Source organism: Paenibacillus sp. NPDC058174, from assembly GCF_042883865.1.
Lineage (GTDB): Bacteria > Bacillota > Bacilli > Paenibacillales > Paenibacillaceae > Pristimantibacillus.
In genome coordinates this window covers 2,404,635-2,423,794 of record NZ_JBHVUY010000001.1, presented here as the reverse complement: position 1 = coordinate 2,423,794, position 19,160 = coordinate 2,404,635, and the positions used below count along the sequence as shown (strand labels likewise).

11 protein-coding genes are annotated in these 19,160 nt (G+C 52.4%); 9 read left to right on the top strand and 2 right to left on the bottom strand.

What is annotated here, in order from left to right; genetic code table 11:
• The first annotated feature begins 122 nt into the window (after positions 1-122).
• From ACFVVF_RS10750 to ACFVVF_RS10735, 4 genes are all read left to right on the top strand, one after another.
• Complete coding sequence (locus ACFVVF_RS10750) at positions 123-2,096, top strand: phage tail protein (RefSeq protein WP_387808222.1); 1,974 nt, start codon at positions 123-125, stop codon at positions 2,094-2,096.
• A 45-nt stretch (positions 2,097-2,141) separates the two neighbouring features.
• A complete protein-coding gene (locus ACFVVF_RS10745) occupies positions 2,142-3,803 on the top strand; it encodes a hypothetical protein (protein ID WP_387808219.1) in 1,662 nt (553 codons plus the stop codon).
• A 574-nt stretch (positions 3,804-4,377) separates the two neighbouring features.
• Positions 4,378-5,127, top strand: a complete 750-nt coding sequence (locus ACFVVF_RS10740; protein WP_387808216.1) for a hypothetical protein — start codon at positions 4,378-4,380, stop codon at positions 5,125-5,127.
• A 225-nt stretch (positions 5,128-5,352) separates the two neighbouring features.
• The gene (locus ACFVVF_RS10735) at positions 5,353-5,700 is read left to right on the top strand and encodes a hypothetical protein (protein WP_387808213.1); all 348 of its coding nucleotides are present in this window, start codon (positions 5,353-5,355) and stop codon (positions 5,698-5,700) included.
• 376 nt (positions 5,701-6,076) lie between these two features.
• Here ACFVVF_RS10735 and ACFVVF_RS10730 read toward each other — a convergent pair whose 3' ends face one another.
• Together ACFVVF_RS10730 and ACFVVF_RS10725 are read right to left on the bottom strand one after the other, a co-directional pair.
• Entirely contained in the window at positions 6,077-8,161 is a 2,085-nt protein-coding gene (locus ACFVVF_RS10730; RefSeq protein ID WP_387808210.1) for an MORN repeat-containing protein, read from the bottom strand.
• A 78-nt stretch (positions 8,162-8,239) separates the two neighbouring features.
• Entirely contained in the window at positions 8,240-8,626 is a 387-nt protein-coding gene (locus ACFVVF_RS10725; RefSeq protein WP_387808207.1) for a DUF4280 domain-containing protein, read from the bottom strand.
• 228 nt (positions 8,627-8,854) lie between these two features.
• On the opposite strand from ACFVVF_RS10725, the gene ACFVVF_RS10720 reads away from it, so the two are divergent.
• The 5 genes from ACFVVF_RS10720 (at position 8,855) to pheT (ending at position 19,145) form a co-directional block, all read left to right on the top strand.
• Entirely contained in the window at positions 8,855-11,608 is a 2,754-nt protein-coding gene (locus tag ACFVVF_RS10720; protein ID WP_387808204.1) for an adenylate/guanylate cyclase domain-containing protein, read from the top strand.
• A gap of 47 nt (positions 11,609-11,655) precedes the next feature.
• A complete protein-coding gene (locus ACFVVF_RS10715) occupies positions 11,656-12,162 on the top strand; it encodes a GNAT family N-acetyltransferase (RefSeq protein WP_387808201.1) in 507 nt (168 codons plus the stop codon).
• Between the two features lie 59 nt (positions 12,163-12,221).
• The gene (locus ACFVVF_RS10710; protein ID WP_387808198.1) at positions 12,222-15,251 is read left to right on the top strand and encodes an Npt1/Npt2 family nucleotide transporter; all 3,030 of its coding nucleotides are present in this window, start codon (positions 12,222-12,224) and stop codon (positions 15,249-15,251) included.
• Between the two features lie 394 nt (positions 15,252-15,645).
• Positions 15,646-16,677, top strand: coding sequence for a phenylalanine--tRNA ligase subunit alpha (pheS, locus tag ACFVVF_RS10705; protein WP_387808195.1), 1,032 nt, complete (start codon positions 15,646-15,648; stop codon positions 16,675-16,677).
• Positions 16,678-16,700: 23 nt separating this feature from the next.
• Positions 16,701-19,145, top strand: a complete 2,445-nt coding sequence (pheT, locus tag ACFVVF_RS10700; RefSeq protein WP_387808192.1) for a phenylalanine--tRNA ligase subunit beta — start codon at positions 16,701-16,703, stop codon at positions 19,143-19,145.
• The last annotated feature ends 15 nt before the right edge of the window (positions 19,146-19,160 follow it).

The following is a 19,160-nucleotide window of genomic DNA, read 5'->3' as shown; positions in this document are numbered from 1 at the left end:
ACGGAGAACGATTTTTCTCGCTCAATCGCGAAGAGGACTGGCAGCGCGCCACCGCCTTCAATCTAGAGTGGAACCGGTCCGGATTCGGTATATGCCGCGACAATAAGTATGGGATTCACGCTGTGCTGCAGTTGGAGGAATTGAACGGTACCGCACGCGTGAAGGAGCTGGCTCTCGGTCAGCATGACCGCTTATATATGCTGGATGAGCGGGCTGATCTATGGATTTACGATCGCCGCAATCTGGAGCATAAGCGATTGTTCTCGCAAGGCCACGGCCTGTTCACGGCGAATGCCCGAATTGCCGCGGCCGGCGAGCTGCTCTTCATAGCGGATTCAGACAGTGAACGAACATTGTCATGCTACAACGTCGGGAACGGCCAGACACTATGGTCCCGGACAGGCACGGTTGACGGCATGCCGTTAATACCGCTCGCTGTCATTGCGGATGACAGCAGCCTCTATGTGCTGACCCCGCTAGAAGTGGATGAGGGTAGTGATGAGCCTGCTGTTCCGGAAGGCGGCAAGCTGGGCATTATGCAGTTCTCGCTGTCCGGCGCGCTGATGGCTGCATGGAGCGACCCTGCGTTTAATCAGCGAATTCGCGCGAAGCTGCGGCATTTGCATCGTACTTATTTTTTATCCGTATCACCGTATCAGGGCTTATACATATTCGATACGCTTTTTGCCAAGCTGTTTTCATTCCGGCATGACGGGAAGCTTGATGTTAGGTTGGAGTTTCCGCGAATGCCCTATGCGGGGCTTTGCTTGGATACGAGAGACGTACTCTATATCGGCGATTCTCGTGAAATCGACCGCGAGAGCGAGGATGACCGCTTTATTATTCAAGCGAAGTCTGACGGCGATCTCATCGGGCGGATTACGGGCTTTCGCGGCAAGGCGGATCAATTGCTGACTGACAGCAAAGACCGGATGTATATTTTGAACAGCGAGGATTCTACCGTCACGATTCTGAATTTACAGCCGCAGACGCTCGTTATGGAACAGACCGGGGTGCCTGAAGGCGTGTGGTTCTCTCGTGCTTTCGACAGTACGGAGGTCGATACGGTCTGGCATAAAATGACGCTTGATGCATTCATTCCCGAAGGCACGCAGCTTCGCGTCTCCTACTTCAGCTTGAACGAGGATAGCTGTATTCTAAACGGGACTTACTGTAACGTTGATGACTGGATCTCGGATTCCAGCCGATCTTACCGGGAAAGGCTGAACGGTCTGGCGCACCTATGGTCGCGGCCCGTCATTAATCCGAAGGATGCGTTGTTCTTTGGTGCAAAGGGCCGTTATCTCTGGCTCAAAATCGAGTGGCTGGGCACGGAGCGGCATACGCCGTCGCTTCAGCGGCTGCGGGTTCATTTTCCCCGCGAAACGTATTTATCCTATTTGCCTGCCGTCTACCAGGAGGATGAGGCGAGCAAAGATTTTCTGGAACGTTTTTTATCGCTGTTCGGCACGTTGTTCACGGAGATCGAGGATGATATCGCAGGACTTCCGCAATATTTCGATGCGGAGCTGTCCAGCGGAGAGCATTTGCGCTGGCTTGCCTCCTGGATCGGACTGGAGACGGACGATTACTGGACCGACGAGCAAGTGCTCGGCTTTTTGAAAGAAGCTCCTGAGCTGTATAAGTATAGAGGCACGAGGCTTGGCATCGAGAAATCAATCGAGACCTATACGGGGCAAAAGCCGCTGCTGATCGAGCATTTTCAGACGAGGCCAATGCGGGACAACGCAGAGCTGAGGGAGCTGACGGACCGGCTGTACAGCAATGATCCGTATACGTTTACGGTGCTGCTGCGTCCTGAGCAAGCGCCTACGGAGAAGCAGCGGGTCGTGATCGAGCAACTGCTCGAAGAACAAAAGCCGGCGTATACGGAAGCGAAGCTTGTGCTGCTGCAGCCGTGGATGTATCTGGATTTGCACACGTATCTGGGCATCAATACCGTGTTGACCGAGCCGTCCTTGCTCACGCTTGGACCGGATCGGGCCATGCCGAACGATACGCTTATCGTCGATGTGGGCATGGAACGGAGAATGGACGTATATACCCGTCTGGAAATGGATTCGGAGCTGGAATAAACGGGGTTGGCTAGTCAATAGGCAAAAAAGAGGAGAGTGGCGGTAGTGAAGAAATCGAGGTTATATCCGTTTGAGCGAAACCGGTACTTCTACGGCAAGCTGCTGACAGTGCGCGATTTTGAGTCGGAGCAGAAATATGTCAATGACAAAAGAAGGCTGCTTAATCGCCTGCTGTATGGGAGCGGTGTTGTATCCGGGATGCAGGTTGTACCGGTAGACGACAAAACCATTTCCGTTGAAATGGGCGTAGCGATCGATTATATCGGCCGCGAGATCGTTATTCCAGCTCCGGTTACGCTGAAGCTTTCGATGATTGAAGGATTTACGAACAATGAATACAAGAAGAACGTCTACCTCTGCGTCAACTACGATGAGAAGGGGAAAGAGCCGGTTCATTCCGTCGGCAACTCGGCTGTCCGTTCGGATGAAGTGAGCGAATACAACCGGGTGCTGGAATCGTACCGACTGTCGATCGTAGAGGAGGCGCCGGCGCCTTCATCCTTCGAATTTGTCCGTTTGATGGAAAATGTAGCGACGGTCTACCAGGACGACAACGTCCGCATTACGCAGCGGATGCCGAAGTATGTCAATGCGGGTGAAGTGGCAGAAGTGCGGCTCGTTGTGGAGAAAACGCTGCAAACACCGAGAATCGCCTTTGACTTCGAATATGAAGCTAAAGGGTTCATTCCGCTTGGACCGGAAGGAAATAAGGTATCTTTTACAGAAGCCGGAGATGCCAATGAGACGGAATTTGTGCTTGTGTACAATGTAAAAGCGCCGGAGGAAACCGGTGTTGCCGCGCTGCTGCGTATTCCGAGCCAAAAGGCGAAGCTGACGATCGGCGATGAAATCATACCAATTGATGCGAATGCTTCGCATTCCATTGACGTGGTGAAGGAGCCGGTGGCGGAGCGGATTTTGAAGGACTGGCATGAACGGAGTCTGGAGCAGGCGGTAGAAGGCTCGGCGGATCAAAGCATTTGCTTGGCGAAAATCAGTCTCCTCCAAATGGGACCGACCTACATGATTGAGAAGGTCGACCGTGTACCATTCGGAGAGTATATCGAGAACGGTTCGCTGCTGCAGCGGTTGGGCCAGTCCTCGCGCGGCACTGCCTTGCATAAGTTTTTCGCAAGCGCCGAGGCTCATGATTTGGAGTATGATGCGAAGCCGGCGCTGGATGTTACTTATCATCCGGACCGCAATGCATTTGACTTTAAGCTCGGAATTCCCCGTCCGCAGCCGCTTTATGACGAGATCGCAACCGGCACGATGGAAGTGGCGCTGGAGTCGATCGGCAAAACCGGAGGCTTCTTTTTCTCCCGCGGGAAGAAAAACTTTATCTCCGATGAGATGGGCCACGGCTTGGGCGAAGGCCAGGTGACAGTTGTTGTCGGTCTGGAGGAAAATGAATCCTCCCTTGCCGCTGAACGCAGCGGATCGGGCAAACGCGTCTATTACGGGCAAAGCGATGTGTTTAAAGGGACGGAGTTCGAGCCGGATATTCCGAACGTATCGCTGGGTACGATCGTCTACCCGGAAAAGGGAACCTTCCGCATCGGCATGAAGCTGCAAGGCGAAACGGAGTCGACCGCTTCTGTCATTGCGGTTCGCTGGTGGGCGTTCAAAAGCCTGTCCGGTGCTGCGCCAGCTATTGACAGCAGACTGGCCGAAGCAATCGCGCAAGCAGCTGCTGGCCGGGAGTAGTTTTAGGCGAGAACTCTTGGTGGTGAAAGATTGTACCCGTGTTTTGAATTTTCTAAAGCAGCTAAAGGTAGTAGAGTATCATTAATTTCATCTCTTAATCTTTTACAGAAGTATGATGGTAGTCTATTATTAGCTTATACCTTTAGCTTCTACAAAAGTAAGGTGACAGGATTTTATTGGATTCCATCTATTGGATAGTTGGATGTCATTAGCTCCCACCTCATTAGTTGAGAGTGAGTGCCGCTTGAGAATTCCCATGTTTTTGATATGCATCGTACCGTACCAGTTTGTTTATATAGTGAAGTTGAAATGTGTAGACGAAGAACGTCTTCTTGCCAGATGGCAGGGAGGCGTTTTTTGTTTTTGAATGTTGAAAGGTTATAAGCTGTTCGGGTCTTTGACGCAAGTTCCGTTGGAAGGCTCTTTCTCGAATCTTCCCGTTTTAAGAGGCGTCGCACTGTCAACGTTTGATTGAGCACCGGATGCCGAGATGGCACCCTGCGAGGGGAGACACGCGCTTGATAGAAATCGACGACAAATTAATAGAATGTCAAGGAAAGAGAGGTTTTTATGGATGAAGGCTGGAAATCGGAGTTTAAAGTGGGAAACAGCAAAGGTATCCTTATTACCATCGTTTGAACAGGCACATGAGGCATTTGTGAAGGAGCATACGAATCGCAGGCAGGGAGAACGGAAGGGGAGGCTCGTGAGAGGCCATCAATATGCGGAGAAGCTGCTGCTGCAAAATGTATGGTGGCCGGTATTTGGAAGTTTTGACAACCTTCATCCGGAGTATGAGGTGCTGGACTGGAACCGGAAATCGCAGTTTCTTGATTTCGCGTACATAACGCCGTTTGGCCAATTTGGACTGGAGTGCGACGGTTATCAAAGTCACATTAAAGATATGGATCGAGAACGATTCAGCTATTCGTTGAACAGAGATACTTTTCTTACCGGACTGGGCTGGAGGATGCTTCATTTCTCATTCGATGATGTGCAGAAACGTCCTGAAGTTTGCCGGATGCTGCTGCAGCATGCTATTGGACCTGCTTTCTTCTATAAAGAAAATGCTGCGAGCATATCGGCAACATCGATTTCATCGCTGCGTATCGAAAGAGAACTGTTGCAGGCCGCTTGGAGACTCGGAGGGGCGATCCGTCCGAAGGAAGCACGGGAGTACCTGGATGTTGATTTTCGCACAGTCCGTAAACATTTACAGACAATGGTGGAGAAAGGCTTGCTTCAACCGGTATCAGAAGGCAAGCAAATTCGGAGCTATGAGGTAATTCCAGGAGCACTAGAACAATTGTTGTTGCAGAGATAGTCGATCGTCGTAAGTGGGGGCTCTACGTTGGACAACGTAGAAGAGAGAAATGGAGCGGAAGTGGACTCTACGTTGGAAAAATCCAATGTAGGAGAGAGAAATAGAGCGGAAATGGACTCTACGTTGGAAAAATCCAACGTAGGAGAGAGAAATGGACCGGAATGAGACTCTACGTTGAAAATATCCAACGTAGGAGAGAGAAATGGAGCGGATTGGGGTTCTACGTTGGAAAAATCCAACGTAGAAGAGAGAAATGGAGTGGAAATGGACTCTACGTTGGAAATATCCAATGTAGGTGAGGGAAATGATGCGGAAATGGACTCTACGTTGGAAAAATCCAACGTAGAAGAGAGAAATGGAGAGGAAATGGGCTCTACGTTGGAAAAATCCAACGTAGGAGAGAGAAATAGAGCGGAAATGGACTCTACGTTGGAAAAATCCAATGTAGGTGAGGGAAATGATGCGAAAATGGACTCTACGTTGGAAAAATCCAACGTGGTGAACAGTGTGGCCTTGTTTAAGAAAACGACATATTACTTTTACAGCAAAAAGATGGGGGTTGATGAATGGTAACTATATTAATAGGTAAATTAGTGATGGCTGCGGTGGAGCTTATAGTGGCTGGTAACAGTAAATGTGAAGATGAGGTGGGGCTGAAGATATATGATGATAAGTGAAGGTGATGGTGGACGGAGATGTAAATAGTAGATGTTTAAAAGCAATGATGATGAGTAGTAGGTATAGCAATAGAAGATAGTAGATAGTAGATAGTAGATAGTAGATAGTAGATAGTAGATAGTAGATAGTTAGGTTAGTTTAATAACTGGTGATGTCAGGTGAACGTTTAGAGTTGGGGCGTGATGGGGGCGTAGGGGATGAGTTAAGTAACTAAATAAAAGCAAACGAACTCCTGCAAGTGCATGATGGCGGGAGTTCGTTTGCTCTATTGCTATTTCGGTGTGATATAGCTGATATTGAGCCGAACTGGTTTTTTGTTGCTGTAGGTGAAAGTTAGGAGAGCATTGCCCGATTTGTAAATGATATTTGACTTGCCGTTATCCAACTTCTCGGTAATGGAAGCTGCTTTGGCTGTTTGCAGCCGTTGAAGCGTCTGTTGGATAATGGTACTGTTCCATGTATTTAATTCACTCACATAGTATGCTTCCGGATTATCCGGATCTGCTTCAAGCAGGAACGATAACTGACTGCTCGCGTAAGTTAGATTTAATGGCTTGGGTGGAAGGCCTTCAAGTTCAAGCTCCTCGCCAGAAACTCCACTTCCGGAGTTTCCGCCATTGCCGCTGGCTTTTGGGCTATTGCTACCGTTAGTGCCATTGCCGCTGATATTCGAGCTGCTGCTTCCGCCAGCGCCATTACCGCTGGTATTTGTGCTATTGTTGCCGCCAGCGCCATTACCGCTGGTATTTGTGCTACTGCTGCTACCAGCGCCATTACCGCTGGTATTTGTGCTATTGTTGCCGCCAGCGCCATTACCGCTGGTATTCGAGCTATTGCTTCCGCCCGTGCCATTAGCGCTGATATTCGAGCTATTGCTTCCGCCAGCGCCATTGCCGTTGGTATTCGAGCTATTGCTGCTGCCAGCGCCGTTGCCGCTAGCATTTGCGCTACTGCTGCCGTTAGCTCCGTTACCACTTGCATTAACACTGCTACTGCTACTAGCCCCGTTGCCGCTGGCACTGGTGCTATTCCCACCAGCACTGCTGCCATTAGCGGCCGCTGTACCTTCGGCTGCTGATGCGCCACTGCCGTCACCACCGCCGCCTGCAGCGCTGCCCTCGCCACTGCCCGCGGCACCGTCCTCGCCGCTCGTGCTGGCGCCGCCATCGGCGCTGCCGCTGCCTGCGCCAGCATCCTCGCCTCCCCCGGCAGCCGCGCCCCCGTCTGGGGCTGGCGCTTCAGGAACAACAGGCGCATCCGGCGCGCCTAGCATTTCTTGCAGCTTCGCGAGAGGCAAGTTGACGAAGCCTTCTATGAAGGAGAAGCCGCCCTTGAAAAAGCCTTTATATAGAGTGACGCCATCCGCGTCAAACAAAACTCCGATGCCTTCGTACTTGCCGTTAACAAATTTGCCGGCATAGACGGGTGCGCCGTTTGCGCCAAAAGCTTGTCCATCGCCGTTCATTTGCCCGGCCGCGAATGCGCCGGTGTAGACAAGGCTGCCGCTTTCGTTAAACAAGCTGCCGGCCCCATGGTACTGACCTTGCAAAAACGCGCCTTCGTACTGGACAACGCCGGAAGCGAAATATTGCTTGCCCGCCCCGCCCAGCTTGCCGTCTTGAAAAACGCCCTCGTACAGCAGCTTGCCGCTATCGCCGTAGAGCTTACCTGCCCCCGCATAACGGCCTTCGCTGAACGTGCCTTCGTAAACTAGGCCGCCGCTGCCGTTGTAGAGCTTCCCCTCGCCAGTCCGCTGTCCTTTCACGAACGCTCCGGCGTAAACGATACTGCCATCCTGCCGGTATTCTGTCCCGGCCCCTTCGTATAGACCGTAGGCAAACTGGCCTACATATTTCGGCTTACCGTCCGGATCGAACAGCGTCCCTGCACCTGCGTATTGATCAGCGGCAAATTCGCCGCGGTACAGCAGCTTGCCGTTCTCGTCATAATGCTCGCCGGAGCCGGCTCTCAATCCCTTCGCGAAATCCCCTTGATACAGCAGCTTCCCGTCCGGATAAAAGAGCTTGCCTGCGCCTTCGTACAGGCCGTTCACCAACTGTCCGTCATATATGACGTTGCCATCGGCATCCTTAACGGCGGCTGTGCCGGTGAAGCCTTTTGCTGCCGCAGCAGATGCCGACAACTCTGGCGTGCGGCCAAACCATTTGTTAATGAATGCAGGCGGGTTAATAAATCCGAAGTAGGTTATGATGAGCGCGATAACGATGATAAGCGCCACCATTTTTTTGGCAATGTAATAGCTGCCGAGCTTTAAATAATTATCCAAAGAGCGAAGTGGTCCGAATAAGGCGGTAACAAGGAATCTCCGCAGCCACCCCAGCAGTCTCTTGGGCAATGTTTTTGCGCGCTTGAGAGGGGTGATGATCATCCGTTTAATTGGTTTGAATATTGGCTTTAGCAGTTGTTCGACCATTTAGGGCACCTGTATCGTAACTTGGCCAGGATTAACGATCTGTATGACGCCGCCCCAGTTGCACATGCATTTGGAGCTGTTGTTAAGAGCGGGCATATTGGCGACAAGAACCGTCGGCGTGCCCGGCACCCAAGGTGCGGCTGTCACAGGCACGCAGGGCTGAGGAGTCAGTGCGCCCAAAGCGGCAGCTGTTGCGGCAGCCACCATAGGGTTGGCCATGGAAGTACACATTCCGAATGGGAGAATGTTGACCATCGGTTTGTTGTCCATAATGTTGGCAATCGGCGTAGTCGTTATGACGCCATTGGCCGGTAGAACGTTCAAAGTGCCGGGGGCAGCGCCAAACGAACATTGCAAAGAGGCTCCGCCGCATACTAGTTGACCCATAGTTAACCCTTTCCGTGCGAAGCGGCAACGAGCCTGCTTCTACCATTTTCTTCTACTATTCATACTACTATATGGGAGGAAGCGCTTCAACAAAAACCTACGTAATTCGACCCTATTCTATGGAAAAGAAACAAGGAAATTGATGCCAAATCACGGCACTTGTAGTACTATGGAATTAATTGATAGTCCGGTAAAAGCAAATAGGGAAAAATGAAAGTGATGGTGTCCATGAGAAGGTCAACGTGGAGTATAGCATTGCTGCTTGTTGCTGCCATAGGTTTGGGATTATGGCTTTATCCGAATGCGAATCGGCTGATGTCGCTGCCCACGGATAATAAGAAGGCGCTTACGTATTTATCCCGGCTGGCTCCCGGTCCGGAAGGCGGACTAGTGACCATTGGCGACTCCCGCCAGGAAATCATTCGGATGGATGAGAACGGCATGCTGGAGGAACGGATCCGGCAGCATCCCAATGACGGCGGCAGGCATGATTTCACGGATGTTGCCGCAGCGCCGGACGGGACCATCTTTGCGCTGGATACCGTCTTGGACAAGTACGGGCTGTACGTTCAAGAGGAAAGAATTGTCCGCTATGCTCCGGATAATCAGGAGGGTCAGATTCTGTACACCTTGAAGGGTGACGGCACGAATAAAAGGGTCGGTCAAATTCAAGGATTTCAGCTTCAGGATCAATCGCTCTATTTCTATTTTGACAAAGAGCAAGAAATTGTACTCAATCGCTTGAACCTGCAGGAGAGCGGCGGCCAGCCTGTAGAAGCATTCCGGTTTAAAGTGCCTGATGACCGGTACCTTTCAGAGATTGTAGGCTATGAACCCGGCAGAATCTTCTATGCGACGAAACGCGGTGCGATTTTCCGGGTGGGAGCAGACGGCGCCAGCACGATGGCCTATCCGCTGGAAGGGATGAACCGCACGCGAACCAACTTTCCCGAAGCACTGCAATTGCACTCTGACGGCAGATTGTACTTCATCGACAGGCTTGTTAACTCCGTTACCAGTATGAAAGCCGATGATTCGAGCGGTCTGCGTGTCGATCTTAGCGAAAAGCTGCTACAAAGCCAGGCGGCCGGAGCTGAGAGTATCGAAATTATGGATTTTTCGGTTGGCTCAGGCGGAAAGCTCCATATTGCCCTGGACGACCGCGTGCTGAATTTGAATATGAAGGAAGCGGGCAATTCCGCCATTATCAGTGTCTCATACGACCGGGAGACGGTGCTGCTGGGCTGGCTGGCCTGGCTTGCTGCAGCGGCTTTGCTGGCCGTTGTCATTACGATGCTGCGGCTCGTCTATGTTCATTTGCTGAACCGCAGAATATCGCTTTTCGTCAAGCAGGTCGTGATGCTGGTTCCGATCGTGACAATCTCGATGGTGCTGTTGTGCAACTTCGTCTATAACAGCTTTTCCAGCCGGATGGAGGATGAAATGCAGCGTCAGCTGTCCCTTCTTGCACGCAACGGACAAAACATCATCAATGGAGATCAGTTGAACAAGCTGACTTCCCCTAGAGATTACAGAAGCCCGAACTACACTGACATTTATAATAAAATGACCTTTCTGTTTGAGAGCGAGGACGATGCCAACCGGAAAGGGCTGTACAGCACCCTCTATAAATATGAGAACGGCGGGCTCTTCATCATGATGGACGACGACGACGGCGTCAATATGTACAAGCCTTTCCCGCTCAGCGAGGACAATAAGCGGGTGATTGACAAGGGCGAGGTACTGACCGGGAAATGGGAGGACGCTACCGGCAAGTGGCTGTATGCGATTGGTCCCATCTATGATTCATCGGGAAAAGTAGTGGGCATCTACGAGACCGGCCGTGATCTGAATGTGCTCTATCAGTCCAATCAAACCATTTATTCAAGCATCGTTATCAATATCGGTATTATCAGCCTTGTGCTTATTGCATTTGTTACAGGCACTACCTATTTTATGCTCTCGTCGCTGCGCAAGCTGCGCAGAAGCGTTATGGATATGGCTAATGGCAATTGGAATGTTGAGGTTCATATCCGGTCCAAAGACGAGGTAGGCGACCTTGGCGAACAATTCAATCTGATGGCCAAGCATATCCGCAATTATATTAAAGATGTAACTTCGTTCAGCGAAGCGTCGCACCGGTTCGTACCGCAGCAGTTTTTCAAATATTTGGGCAAAAAAGGGATACTCGACATTCACCTTGGCGACCAGGTTCAGCAGAATATGACCGTCATGGTTGCGAATATCCGTTCGTTCCACGAGTTGTCCAAACAGCTGTCGCCGAAGCAAAACTTTGACTTCATGAATACGTTCCTGAAACGGTTCAGTCCGTTCGTCCGCAAGGAGGAAGGGCTGATCAGCAAATATTTGGGAGCGGGCTTTATGGCGCTGTTTCCAGCGCATTCGGATGATGCCCTTCGTGCAGCTGTTGCAATCCGCAGGGATCTCGCCGCATATAACGAGCAGCTGCGCCAATCCGGCTACAAGGCTGTTGATCTGGGCATGGCGCTGCATAAGGGGCCGCTCATGCTCGGCATCGTCGGAGAAGAGCAGCGGATGGAAGGCAATATTATCTCTGATGACGTCAATATGACCGCAACGCTTGAAAAAATCTCGGATACGATGGGCTCGCCGATCCTAGCGACTAGAACGTTTTTCGGGCAGCTGCGTTCGCCGGAGCGGTTCCGGCATCGTTCGCTGGGCCGTATCCGGATTGACGGCAAGGACGAGCCGATCGAATTGATAGACGTTTATGAAGGCGATTCCGATGCGATCAGGCTGTTGAAAGACCGTACGAAGCCGCTATTCGAGAAAGGCATCCTGCTTTGTCAGGAAGGGCGGTTTTTGGACGCACGGGAGACGTTTATTGAAGTGATCAAGCAGAACCGGTCCGATAAGGCGGCCAAGCTGTATTTCTATCTTTGCGACGAATATTACCAGAAAGGCTCGACAGAGGGCTGGAATGGCACGCTTGCCGTATAAGACGAATGTATTCGTATGTTCTGGAAAGCTGTGAAGGAGTGGGGATTATGCTGGTAGGGCAATTTCGGATTGAGAAGCTGGCAAGGGCAGAGGATGCAGAGCGGCTTATTCATTTTCTGCTTTCGGATCAGTCGTTCGACGACACACGCTATACGCCGGGGGAATTAACCCATTTCCAGCAGCTCCCTTCCCGCGCTTTAGCCGAGGAAATTGTGCTCTGGTACGCCGTCGATGAAGCAGGGCAAATTATTGCGATCAACAGTATTGCGGAAAATGAGCAGCAAACAGGCGGCTACAGCTGGGACTATATTGTTGTTCACCGTGAGTACCGCAAAACGGGCGTAGCTTCAGCGCTGATTGCCGAAATGTTCGCTTATCTGCAGCTCATTCACTCTCGTTATATCATCACTTATACTTGCGATTTGCCGGAATACCTGCCGATAAGAAGATTGTTCGAACGAAACGGCTTCAGCCTGGTAGGCCGCTGCCCGGATTATTATTTTGACGGCGAGGACCGGTTAATCTACTATCGGAAACTACTATACAGCGCTTAGCCGTTCAGCCGCAGATACGGGCTTAATGAGTGTGCGAAACGGATGGATAGCCTATGAATATGGAACGAATGTTAGGCGCAATAGGCGCCCGTGCCGAGGATCAGCGCAAGCTGATCTTGATGGCACCTGTTTTTTTTATATGCGGCATTGCCGAAATGCTCAATTACAACGGCTTCATGACGCTGTTCAATCAACGGCTTGGCAGCGAGTATTTGCCTTACGTTTATGCAGCGGAAGCGGTTATTTTACCGCTTGAGGCCTGGCTGTTGTCCTGGCTTGCGGGAAGGCTGCCAAAGCCGCAGCTGATGCGGGTCATGTATGGAATAATGCTGGGCATCGTGGCGTTCAATGCGCTCGTGCTGCTGACGCTGAAGCTTGCCGGTGTAGAGCTGTTATGGTACTACCCTGTGCTGTTCATCTTCTCTAACTTTGTCGTCAGGCAGCAGACGATTTTATTGTGGAGCCTCGCTGTTGATACTTGCCAGACGCAGCAGGCCAAACGGCTGATGCCGATATTTGTCGGGGCTGCAACGTTAGGCGGCGTGGCGGCCGGCTTGCTAGCCCAAGCGATCAGCATCGGCTTTGGTCCGGAGACGATCTATGCGGTCGGTGCTGTTCTTCTTCTGCTCGCTTGGCGTAATTATAATCAGGTGGTTGGAAAATATCTGGTGCCGCTGTCGTTAAAAGCGGAAGCTTTCCGTGAGGAGGCTCCGGCGCTTACGACAGGAGCTGTGTTCCGTCATGCGCTCCGGTCGCCGTTTTTGCTTACGGTCATTTTGCTGATGACGTTCATGCCGGCGCTTTATTTTTTAATGGAATATCAGTTCCTGAACGTAACGAGAATTTCTTATCCTAGCGAACAAGAGTTTAGCCGTTATTTCGGGATGATTACAATGGTGCTGTTCATACTTGCTTTCCTGTTGCAGACTGTATCGGGCAAACTGATGGCGAAGCTTGGCGCAAGCCAAATGCTGACAGCAATTTCCGCAATTTATGTACTGTCATTTGCTGGTGCGGTTATGCTTATTGGCTCATCTGCTGCACTGCCTATCATTTCTGCGGGCTATATGCTGCTCTATCTGTTGCTCTATTATTCGGCGGAGCCGTCCTATCAGATTTTCTTCAAAACCTTCCCGCTGGCTCAGCGGGACAGCTACCGCTACGCGGCTCAGGGCATCGCCGCATCAGCCGGTATTATGGCGGGCGCTGCTCTGCAATTTCTTCATTCCGGGCTGGGAATGTCATGGACGCTGCTCTCGCTTGTCGGCTTATGCGGCTCGGTACTGCTGCTTGCCTTGGCCTGGATCGGACGCAAATATTATATGCGCGAGCTGGTAAGCAGCGTACAGTCGGCTGGTGAGCTTGATCTGACGGAGCAGTTCGAGGAACTTGTTCGCAATCCGGCTGCAATGGCGAGAATAGGCGGCATGCTGAAGGAAGAGAATGATCCGGCCAAGGAAATTGCCCTTCAAATTATAGGCCGTCTGCAAAATCCGAAAGATCTGCCCGAACTGCTGAAGCTGATTGAAGATCCGAGTCCCCGGATTCGGGTGGCGGCGGTGCGTGCGATGAATTTGGAGCAGGCTGATTTAACAGCTATGGTGAAGATCGCGGCTTTTCTGGAGGACCCTGACGATGAATTGCGTGCGGAGGGCGTCCGGCAGATCGGCCGGATGAAGCATATGGAGCATCAGGCTTTATACTTTTTGCGGCAGAAGCTGCTTGACCGTCATCCCGCCGTTGTGGCGGAAGCGGTGAAGGCGATGTATTCCTTCAATAACGCGCCAAGCTTTGAGGCATGCGCTGAAGTGATTCACCGTATTTTGCAGGAAGGCGGACAAGCTTCTGTCTATATTTGCCGGGTTGTCGCGGAGCTGAAGCTCAAGTCTTTCATCCCTGAGGTTGAAAAGCTCGTACATGATCAGCATCCCGCCGCCCGCGTTGCGGCCATTGCTTGCCTCGGCGAGCTGGGCGAGGACGGTTTGCTGCCGGAACTGCTTCAGGGCTTGCCAACAATGGACCAGGAAATGACCCGGACGGTATTCCATTACTTCGTTCAGATTGGAGAGAGGGCAGCTGCTCCGCTGCTTGACAGCCTGGATGGCGCACATCCGAAGCGCTGGACGATTGCGATTCAGGCACTGGCAAAGCTGCTTCCTGAGGACGAAATTCGCTCCCGGCTTATTGAATCCGCATTATTGCGGCTCGCTCACTTGGAAGATGCCGCTGGATATGGCGCTGCATTTGCTGCCATGGGACGGGAGGATATGGCTGAGTTGGCGGGCCTGAGGCTGCAAGAAGTTCGTCATTTTTACATCGACGGGGTATGGTCGGTGCTTGGCGCCTTGGCAGATGATCAGGTGGTGGATGCTGTCCGCAAAGCGGCTGGCGACCCCGATGAGGAAATTCGCAGCAACGGCTGGGAAGTGCTTGCCGAAGGTGTCGGCGATCGCAGATTGTCACAGCGGCTGCTCCTTGTACTGGAGCGGGAGGATTCTCCCGGACTGAAAGATCGTCTGCCTGAGGCTGGTGCCGAGAGTGTAATGGAGCAGGCGCTCGCGGAATCGGATGACTGGTGGCGGGAGATGGCTATTGTAGCCCAACAAGGGAAGGGTGAGGACATGTCGCAGGAACAGGCAATGGGACGACTAAATAAAGTGGTGTTTTTGCGGCAGGTCCGTTATTTTGCCGATTTATCGCTGGAGGAGCTCGGGTTAATCGCAACCATTGCGAAAGAGAGCGTCTGGGCGGATGATGCCAAGCTGCTGGAGCGGGGAACGCCAAATACGGCAATGTATGTCATCGTCGAAGGCAATGTTGAATTGACCAGCATTTCCGCTGCCGGCTGGGAAGGCACGATTGGCGTGCTTGGCTCCGGCGATGTATGCGGGGAAACATCGGCTCTCGATGGTACGCCGTCGTCGGTATCCGCGCAGTCTCTGCTTGGCGAAGTGCGTGTATTGGAGCTTGATGGCGACGATATGGCGCGTCTGATCCGCCTGTATCCGGAGATTGGAATGGGGCTGCTGCGGGCGTCCTTTGCCAGAATTCGCCTGTTGGAAGAGATGATGATGCGAATTGATTCCTAGCAGCCTTTCGAAGTTGCAACCGTTGCAGAAATTGCATATAATAGAGACTAATGTTTGATAACTGATCCATAAGCTTGAAAGCCGAGATGGAGACAAGTAAGCAGCGCTGCCGCACAGGGAGAAGACGCCGTAGATTGAGAGCGTCTTTACGAGATCAGACTGACGAAATTCACTCCGGAGCAGACGCCTGAACCGCATGCATCATACACATGCGCGAGTAGGGAATGTCCGGTTCCCGCCGTTATGGGAATGAGGGATTGCAGCAAGGCGGCCGTATTGCGCCGGCAGCAGTCCAAATTAGGGTGGTACCACGGTTCTTTCGTCCCTTGCGGGGAGAAAGGGCCTTTTTTTGTTTGTCCCAAACGAGAGATGGTAAAAACGGAGGCGAATGTTGATGAAAGAGAAATTGGAAGCTTTGCGCGTCGAGGCGCTGCAGGAGCTGCAGCAGGTTGACAGCCCGCAGCTGCTGAATGATTTGCGAGTGAAATATTTGGGCAAAAAGGGCGCTTTAACGGAAATTCTCCGCGGCATGGGCGGTTTGAGCGCCGAAGAACGTCCGGTCATCGGCCAAGTCGGCAATGAAGTCCGGGCAGCGATTGAAGCTGTTATCGAAGAGAAACAAACGGCATTCCTCCAGGCGGAGACGGAAAATCGTCTGCGTGCAGAGACGATCGATGTGACGCTGCCGGGTAAGGCGCTGCCAACTGGCTCGGTTCACCCTTTGAACAAAGTGGCACAGGAGATCGAGGATATTTTCGTAGGCCTCGGTTATACGATTGCGGAAGGTCCTGAGGTAGAAACTGATTATTTCAACTTCGAGGCGCTTAACCTGCCGAAAAACCATCCGGCCCGCGATATGCAGGATTCGTTCTACATTACAGACGATATCCTGATGCGTACGCATACGTCTCCGGTACAAGTGAGAACGATGCAGCAAATGAACGGCAAACCGGTTAAAGTTATTTGCCCTGGCAAAGTGTATCGCAGAGATGACGACGACGCGACGCATTCCTTCCAGTTCAATCAAATTGAAGGGCTCGTAATCGGCGAAAACATCCGGATGAGCGATTTGAAAGGCACGCTGCTGCAATTCGTACAGCAAATGTACGGCTCGCAGGCGGAAATCCGTCTTCGTCCGAGCTTCTTCCCGTTCACAGAGCCTAGCGCTGAGGTTGACGTGACTTGCGTACAATGCGGCGGACATGGCTGCCGGATGTGCAAGCACACGGGCTGGCTGGAAATCTTGGGCAGCGGCATGGTGCATCCGCGCGTGCTGGAAATGGGCGGCTATGATCCGGCCAAATACAGCGGCTTTGCATTCGGTATGGGCGTAGAACGGATTGCATTGCTCAAATACGGCATTGACGATATCCGTCATTTCTACACGAACGATATGCGCTTCTTAAGTCAATTTGCGAAAATGTAACGGAAGGAAGGGGAGATCAAGCGATGAAAGTATCCTATAAATGGTTGAATGAATATGTCGATCTGTCCGGCTTCACGGCTGAGGAGCTGGCTGAGAAAATGACGCGCGGAGGCATCGAAATTGATAGCGTGGAGTCCCGTGACAAAGGAGTAACCGGTGTCGTAGTCGGTTATGTGACATCCCGCGAGAAGCATCCGGATGCAGATAAGCTGAACGTTTGTAAAGTGGACGTAGGCACCGGCGAAGAGCTGCAAATCGTCTGCGGAGCGAAAAATGTTGAGGCTGGCCAGCGCGTTCCGGTAGCGACAATCGGCGCTGTGCTTCCTGGCGATTTCCGCATCAAACGTGCGAAGCTGCGCGGCGTGGAGTCGCAGGGCATGATCTGCTCCGCGAAGGAGCTCGGCCTGAATGACAAGCTGCTGCCGAAGGAGCAGCAGGAGGGCATTCTCGTGCTGCCTGAATCGACGCCGATCGGAACGCCGATCGCCGACGTGCTTGGCATTCATGATGAAGTGCTTGAGCTTGACCTGACGCCAAACCGCTCGGATTGCTTGAGCATGCTGGGCGTTGCTTACGAAATCGGCGCACTGACAGGACGTCCTGTCAAGCTGCCTGAAAATACGATTAACCATACGCCGGAGCGTACGGACAGCCATGTTTCCGTAGCGGTCAGCGCGCCTGACTACTGCTCACATTACAGCGCCCGTTATATTAAGGGAGTGAAGATCGGTCCTTCGCCGCTTTGGCTGCAAAACCGCCTGATCGCAGCCGGCATTCGCCCGATCAGCAACGTCGTTGACGTGACGAACTTCGTTATGCTGGAATATGGACAACCGCTTCATGCCTTTGATGCGGATGCCGTGCAAAGCGGGAAAATCGAAGTGCGTTTTGCCAAAGAAGGCGAAACGCTTGTAACGCTTGACGATCAGGAGCGCAAGCTGGAGCCGCATATGCTGGTCATTACTGATGGAGTGAAGCCGATCGGCCTTGCAGGCGTAATGGGCGGAGCGAATTCGGAAGTGAACGAGAGCACCGTTAATATTTTGCTGGAGTCGGCTAAATTCGACGGCGGCACAATTCGCAAAACGTCGCGCCAATTAGGGCTGCGTTCGGAGTCGAGCATCCGCTTTGAGAAGGAAGTGGATCCTGCCCGCGTCATTCCTGCATTGGACCGCGCAGCGGCGCTGATCGCTGAGCTTGCTGACGGCCTTGTAACAGAGGGCATTGTCGAGGTTGCAGCGGCTAAAGCTGAACCGGCACAAATCGGCATTTCGCTGGGCAAAATTAACGGCTATCTGGGAACGGAGCTTTCGAAGCTGGAGGTTCAGACGATTTTCGAGCGTTTGAATTTCGGTTACAGCCTGGGCGATGAAGGCAAGTTTAACGTTCAGGTGCCTACGCGCCGCGGCGACATTACGCGCGACGTTGATTTGATTGAAGAAGTTGCCCGTCTGTACGGCTATGAAAATATCCCGACGACGCCGATTCATGGCGATGTAACGCCGGGAGCCTTGACGAAGCCGCAGGCAATCCGCCGTGATTTGCGCCGGAGATTAACTGACGCTGGCCTCCATGAAGTGATCAGCTATTCATTCACTTCTCCAGAGCGCACAGCGCTGTTCCCTGCTTTGTCGGGCGAAGGACAGAAGCCGGTGAAGCTGGCGATGCCGATGAGCGAGGACCTCAGCGTGCTGCGCACGACGCTGGTTGCCCAGCTTCTTGAGACGGCCGTCTACAACCGCAACCGGAAAAACGAATCGGTATCGGTATTCGAAATCGGCAGCGTGTTCCACACCGATGAAGAAGTATTGACGCGCTTGCCGCAAGAGAAGCACCGTTTCGCTGCCCTGCTGACGGGCAGCCGGACAGAGGCGCAGTGGAACCGCAAAGCGGAGCCGGTTGATTTCTATGATGCCAAGGGCGTCCTCGAGACGTTGTTCCAAGTGCTCGGACTGACCTCGAAAGTGCGTTACGAGGCTGCACAGCCGGAGCACTTCCATCCGGGCCGCACAGCAGCAGTCGTGCTGGAAACAGCAAGAGGCGCACAAACGATCGGCTACGTTGGTCAACTGCACCCTGCACTTCAGCATGATAGCGACCTGGCTGACACCTATGTGCTGGAAATCGGGCTTGATGAGCTTTATGAGCAGGCTGAGTTCGATATCGAATACAAAGCGCTGCCGCGTTATCCGGCTATGCAGCGGGACATTGCGGTCGTGCTGGACCGTTCCGTTCCGGCGGCTGATCTGACCGCTTCGGCATGGGCGACGGCAGGCGAGCTGCTGGAGTCGGTTCGCGTGTTCGACGTATTTACCGGCGAGAAGCTGGGCACGGATAAGAAGAGCGTTGCGCTGTCGCTTGTCTACCGTCACGCTGACCGCACATTGACCGATGAAGAGGTTACGGAGCTTCACGGGAAGGTAGTTGCGGAGCTTGAACAATCTTTTGCCGCAGAATTGAGAAAGTAGGCAGGAAACCTCCAA

What these genes read in the sequence shown, in the direction of transcription:
- ACFVVF_RS10740 (WP_387808216.1), top strand. Translation starts at nt 4,378, where the DNA reads ATGAAGGCTGGAAATCGGAGTTTAAAGTGGGAAACAGCAAAGGTATCC.
- ACFVVF_RS10725 (WP_387808207.1), bottom strand. Translation starts at nt 8,626, where the DNA reads ATGGGTCAACTAGTATGCGGCGGAGCCTCTTTGCAATGTTCGTTTGGC.
- ACFVVF_RS10720 (WP_387808204.1), top strand. Translation starts at nt 8,855, where the DNA reads ATGAGAAGGTCAACGTGGAGTATAGCATTGCTGCTTGTTGCTGCCATA.
- ACFVVF_RS10715 (WP_387808201.1), top strand. Translation starts at nt 11,656, where the DNA reads ATGCTGGTAGGGCAATTTCGGATTGAGAAGCTGGCAAGGGCAGAGGAT.
- ACFVVF_RS10710 (WP_387808198.1), top strand. Translation starts at nt 12,222, where the DNA reads ATGGAACGAATGTTAGGCGCAATAGGCGCCCGTGCCGAGGATCAGCGC.
- pheS (WP_387808195.1), top strand. Translation starts at nt 15,646, where the DNA reads ATGAAAGAGAAATTGGAAGCTTTGCGCGTCGAGGCGCTGCAGGAGCTG.
- pheT (WP_387808192.1), top strand. Translation starts at nt 16,701, where the DNA reads ATGAAAGTATCCTATAAATGGTTGAATGAATATGTCGATCTGTCCGGC.